We start from the raw sequence: 5,742 nt of genomic DNA, 5'->3' as shown, positions 1-5,742 counted from the left end.
TTGTCGATTTCACAGCTACAGTGGCTGCTTTCCGGGTTGGACTTTACTCAGCAAGAAGAACCAGAAAAACTCTATTTTTCACGCTTTTATTGATACGTATAGAGCCTGGAAGATAGTTCCCCATGGTATAATCCACGCATAAATTAACATCGGAAAACCCAATGGCTACCGGTGATACGCTACAGTGCCAGGTTGAACAGCTTACATGTGAACTCAAACTCTCGCTCCAACGATGCGAGCAGTTTGAAAAAGCTTACGATCAGCTATTGTTTCAATTCAAACAACTACAGCGCTCTCTCTTTGGCCGACGCTCTGAGCGATACGAAGACCCTGATGATCCCCAGGGATTGCTATTCGAAAGTGCGGAAGCTCGGGATGATGGCTCTGTAGAGGAAAATGATGCTGATGGCAACAAAGACCAGGATGATGTGGTTAGTATTGCGGCACACAAGCATCTCAAAAAAACAAAGAGGACCTTTGTCAAGCACCTACCAAGAAAAGAGGTGGTAATCCCTGTCTCAGAACAGGATAAAACCTGTGCATGTGGCCGCCAAAAGAATCTGGTTGATTACGAACGCCATGAGCGCTTGAACTACATACCCCCGGTATATGAGGTGATTGTCGAGTTGCGGGAGAAGCTTGCCTGTCCCAAAGGCTGTGCAGGCCAAATAGTTACTGCTCCCAAGCCAAAGCATATCCTGCCCAAGAGTAAGTTTACCGAGTCCGTTCTAGCCCATCTCATAGCCAGCAAGCTTGATGATCGACAGCCGTTCTATCACCTGGAAAAACAATTTGAGACCCGTGCCGGCTTTAGCTTTCCCCGTCAAACCATGGCTCGTACTGTTATCGATTGTGCTACTCCCCTACAACCACTGATCAATTTGCTAAAAGACGGGGTCATTGGCTACGATATCGGGGCTTTGGATGCCACATCACTGCAAGTTCTTAATGAACCTGGCCGGCCAGCAAGCAGAAAATCTTATGCCTACTGTTTCCGAGGTGGCCCTCCAGGAAAGGAAGCGATCCTCTACGAATATAATGCCGTTGATCACAAAGATTTCGTAAATGGCTGGTTTGCCGGCTTTACAGGCACGCTGCATTGCGATGCTGATCCATTTTTTGAGTTGTTGTTTGAGCAAACAGCTGTAAACCCAAGTCACTGCAATGCACATGCCCGGCGAAAATTTGAATCCATAGCGAGAGCGGCGCAAGGGGACGGGCTGGCAAAACGGGCAATGCAGTTTTATAAGAAGCTCTATCGGGTTGAGAGGAAAGCCAAAGAGAATCAGCTGACCACAAAGCAGCGCCACAATTTGCGACAAGAGGAGTCCAGGCCGATTATGACGGCCTTTAAGTGCTGGCTGGATGAGCACTATCTGCAAGTGCTACCCAAATCCCCGCTGGGTAAAGCAATGAATTACTGCCTGAAATATTGGAATGGGCTATGTGCATTCCTCAGCGATGGCCGCTTAGAAATCGACAACAATTTGACTGAACAGGAAATCAAACCCTTTGTGATGGCTCGTAAGAACTTCCTGTTTGCATCTTCGGTCAATGGCGCTAAAGCACTGTGCTTACACTTCAGTTTGATTCGCACTGCTAAACACCACGGCCTTGACCCCTACAGGTATTACGTGAAGGTACTTGAAGCAATTCCTTACTGTCAGTGTGTTGAGGATTATGAGGCACTGCTACCCTGGAATATCAAGCTTGAGAGAGTTGGGGTGGCTGCAGCTGCATGATATACGGTGCTGTCCGCAAGAAGGCGGACGTCTGTTGAGCAGTCATATTTATCTGTTGATGACACAGCCCTTTAGGCCTTCCATGACTTGGCATTCAGCGTGCTATCCTAGTGCTCAAAATACAACTCTTACCAACGATCTGGTAAGGCCGCTTACTTTACACTAACCCTCTAAATCGAAAAATGGACCAAGATCGACGTTTAAACGGATCTAACTTCGAAAGAGCTAAAGGAATAGTCGATATTTTTAATCCAAAATCCGTTTATATCTATGCAATGGGTATAGAGCCTTGGTTGACTTATATATCCAGCATTGAATATGAAGAGAGTTCTTTACCTATTGTGGAATCAAATAAGTTGGTTGATTATTGCCTTGCCAAAGGCATTCTATCAAAAAGGCTCGAGGATTATGAGATAGTGGAGTGTTTTCAGCAATAGTTGGTTTCCGAAGTAGATTTTCACTAACAAAACAAACCTTTGTTAAACCTAACGTGTTAGGTTTTAAGGGTTCTTTTTACATAATTTATAATAATTTTCAGGCATAATTAATGACTTCAGATGTATATATAGATAATGAAGAGACAACAGCAATAAAGAAAAACAAAAGTTTTAAACTCTTAACTTTTAGTTCTTTATTTTCATTGTTGGGTGATCAATTAACTCTCTTAACTCTACCTTGGATTGTACTTTCACTAACCTCTGATTCATTGATTCTAGGTAGTGTAATTGGTGCACTTGGACTTCCAATGACTATTTTAATGTTATTTGGTGGGGTCTTGGTAGACCGATTTTCTCCCAGAAATATCCTTTTAACTACAAAACTAGTAAGTTCAGTTATTTTACTCACTGCCGCTTTTCTACTTTACAAAGAAATGCTTACATTGCCACTATTATACGTCTTAGTATTTTTATTAGGGACTTGTACAGCATTCGCGGCGCCAGCGGCTAGTTCAATTTTACCAAGAATCGTAGAACAACAATCTCTTCAATCTGCGAATGGCACATTAATGTTTTTGCGCTCGCTTGCTACTTTAATTGGCCCAATTCTGGCGGGAGTAATATTAAGTAGCAGTACTAGTCAAGATGGCGCTGTTCAAACTGAATCGATGGCCTTAGCTTTTATGATTAATGGGTTAGGTTTTCTTGCTTCGGCGTTTTTCATATACCGGTTATTGATAGAACATACTTACAAAGCGTCAGGCCAGACAATATTCAAAGACCTTGTAAGTGCATTTAGATATACTTGGAATCAAAAGCAACTTAGGTTAGTAATAATTTATGCCACATTAACTGGTCTGTTTGTTTCTGGCCCAATTCAAGTCGCGCTACCCTTGTTTGTAAAGGAACAGCTGCAAGGCGGGCCAGGTACTCTTGGTTTTCTTATGTCTGCCAGTGCATTAGGTGGTATGTTAGGAATGCTAATTGCTACTAGAGTGCCCCAAATTGGAAGACTTACTTTGGGATTCACGTTACTTGTTGTTGACTTAATAGTTGGTATTGCTCTTATGGGTTTTTCAACTATCGAAAACATTCAATTTGCAGCTTTGGTTTTACTAATGTTACAAGTCTTGACTGGATATGTTCAAGTCGCATTAGTTACTTGGATTCAAAGCCAGTCTAGCCCCGAAATGTTAGGTAGAGTAATGAGTATTGTTATGTTTACTATAGTTGGTTTACTACCTTTAAGTGCCGCTATGGCTGGGTATTTTCTAACCTTTTACGAATCTGACACAATTTTCTCTCTTTCAGGAATATCACTAGCATGTGTTTCATTGTTAGCGCTGGTTCTTACAGATATGTCGAGAATTAAAAGAGTGAAAGTAGCTTAAATTACTGAAGTTGCACACTCTCAAGAATATTCTGAAAGTGTGCAGTTCATTCAGAAAAGCCAAAAAACTCCTGCTTACATTGTATTTTTCTGAGAACTTAAAAATATGTCTATCAACGATTGGGTGATTAATCTACGTTCGCAAGTTAATCCAAAACTAAGAGTTTTTTGTTTTCCTTACGCAGGAGGTAGTGCATCTATTTATACGAAGTGGGCAGAATATTTCCCACCTGAAGTAGAAATAGTGGCGGTGCAACCACCAGGAAGGGCTAGTAGAGTATTTGAAAAGCCATATACCGATATGGAGAGCTTAGTTAATGAGCTTTTTCAAAAGCTAGTTCACTCAATGGATATTCCTTATATCTTTTTTGGGCATAGCTTAGGAAGTCGAGTAGCATTTGAGTTACTCAATAAAATAAATGAGCATGATATCCATTTACCTGTTCATTTTATTGCATCTGGTAGTAATCCTCCAGATGTATACAATAAAAAATCAGAGATTTATAGGCTAAGTGATGCCCAATTTATGATTGAGCTAGAAAAGTTTCAAGGAACTTCTGATGAGGCATTGCAGAGTAATGAATTAATGAACATTTTATTACCTGGAATCAAGGCGGATTTCGAAATAGCAAATAAATATGTTTTTGAGTCTATGGTAAAACATAAATGTGACCTCACTGTATTGGGAGGTACGCACGATAAAGATGTTGATTCTCAGAGTTTGCACAATTGGTCAAAATTTTTTTCAGGTAGTAGTAAGGTCGAAATGATTGATGGTGATCATTTCTTCATTGACTCGAACCGTCTCAAAGTAGTTAATGAAGTAGTTAAAATTGTGAATGAAATATCTTGAATCACCCCGGGTTTATCGGAGGCTAACTTTCTTGAGAGAATTAGCCAATGAACAAACGACCTGGATACTCTCCCGAAGTACGGGAACGCGCAGTTCGTATGGTGCTAACCGGCGAACATGAACACAAATCACGGTGGGCGGCGATCACCTCTGTTGCCTCCAAAATAGGCTGTACCCCAGAGACTTTGCGCTCATGGGTCAACAAGATAGAAGTCGATAGCGGCACTAAGCCTGGCGCTACCAGTAGTGACGCCGCACGCCTCAAAGAACTGGAACGTGAAGTCCGTGAGTTGAAGCGCGCCAACGAGATATTACGCAAGGCTGCTGCTTTTTTCGCCCAAGCGGAGCTCGACCGCAAACCGAAGTAATGGTGGCATTTATTGATCAGGAACGTGAGGCGCACGGTGTCGAGTCAATCTACGAGGTTCTGCCGATTGCACCGTCGACCTACTACCGCTGCAAGAATCTGCAGGCCAATCCAGAGCAGCGTTGCTTACGCGCTCAACGTGACAGTGAGCTGAAGCCTGAGATCCTGCGGGTCTACGAAGAGAACCATCGCGTCTACGGCGCTCGCAAGGTCTGGAAACAACTTAACCGCGAGGGCGTAAAAGTCGCCCGCTGCACGGTTGAACGGCTGATGTGGGTGCTTCAGCTGGAGGGTATTCGAAGAGGCAAGCGCTGCGTTACAACTATCCCCGATGAGCTGGCCGACAAGCCGCTAGACCTCGTGAATTGAATCACCCCGGTTTTATCGGAGGCAATTTTATTTGAGTCATGCCGCTTGGACAGACTCGGGTTGCTGATAGTACAGGTTTTCGTATTCGGCTGGCGGCATGTCGCCGATGGGTTCAAGAATACGGCGATGGTTAAACCAATCGACCCAGGTCAAGGTCGCTCGCTCAACCTCGTCCAGCCCTTTCCAGGGGCCTGCTCTGTGGATGACCTCCGCTTTGAACAAGCCGTTGATGGTTTCTGCCAGTGCGTTGTCATAGGAGGACTAGCGGGGGCATTTGAACAGAAACTTACGGTTTCGCTCTCCGAACAGGTAATGCGGTTGCTGCTGGGTGGGAGGTAAAGTATACACTTTTCTCGATATGGGCTGCGAATACATTCCTGCCTACCCGTAATAGGTATCCATACCTTATGCGGTCCAGAGCAAAGTATATTTTTCTCATTAGCTTTTTGGTATAAGTGATCTTTTGATGAGGAAGCGTTAATTTAATTATGCAGAAGCTGTGTTTCTTGTGGCGGTGAACACTGTGTTTTATACACATCATTTAAGTCCATTTAAAGCTTCCACCGCCTCCATGTAATGAAGCA

General features: G+C 43.4%; 3 protein-coding genes, 2 pseudogenes and 1 other annotated feature. Of the genes and pseudogenes, 4 read left to right on the top strand and 1 reads right to left on the bottom strand.

Annotated features, from left to right (window positions below; genetic code table 11):
• Window positions 1–161 precede the first annotated feature (161 nt).
• From tnpC to ACCI49_RS23230, 4 genes and pseudogenes are all read left to right on the top strand, one after another.
• Window positions 162–1,742, top strand: coding sequence for an IS66 family transposase (gene tnpC / locus ACCI49_RS23245; protein WP_371841625.1), 1,581 nt, complete (start codon window positions 162–164; stop codon window positions 1,740–1,742).
• A 547-nt stretch (window positions 1,743–2,289) separates the two neighbouring features.
• The gene (locus ACCI49_RS23240) at window positions 2,290–3,570 is read left to right on the top strand and encodes an MFS transporter (protein WP_371841623.1); all 1,281 of its coding nucleotides are present in this window, start codon (window positions 2,290–2,292) and stop codon (window positions 3,568–3,570) included.
• 105 nt (window positions 3,571–3,675) lie between these two features.
• Window positions 3,676–4,422: a thioesterase II family protein gene (locus tag ACCI49_RS23235; protein WP_371841622.1), complete on the top strand. Its 747-nt coding sequence runs from the start codon at window positions 3,676–3,678 to the stop codon at window positions 4,420–4,422.
• Between the two features lie 47 nt (window positions 4,423–4,469).
• A pseudogene (locus tag ACCI49_RS23230) lies at window positions 4,470–5,155 on the top strand (IS3 family transposase); the annotation flags it as partial.
• Window positions 4,748–4,864, top strand: a sequence feature (AL1L pseudoknot). It overlaps the preceding pseudogene by 117 nt.
• A gap of 39 nt (window positions 5,156–5,194) precedes the next feature.
• Here the strand turns inward: ACCI49_RS23230 and ACCI49_RS23225 are convergent.
• Window positions 5,195–5,416 (bottom strand): annotated as a pseudogene (locus ACCI49_RS23225) (integrase core domain-containing protein); the annotation flags it as partial.
• Window positions 5,417–5,742: the final 326 nt, after the last annotated feature.

This window comes from Microbulbifer epialgicus, from assembly GCF_041447265.1.
Taxonomy (GTDB): domain Bacteria; phylum Pseudomonadota; class Gammaproteobacteria; order Pseudomonadales; family Cellvibrionaceae; genus Microbulbifer; species Microbulbifer epialgicus.
This window is presented reverse-complemented; position numbering and strand designations above follow the sequence as displayed.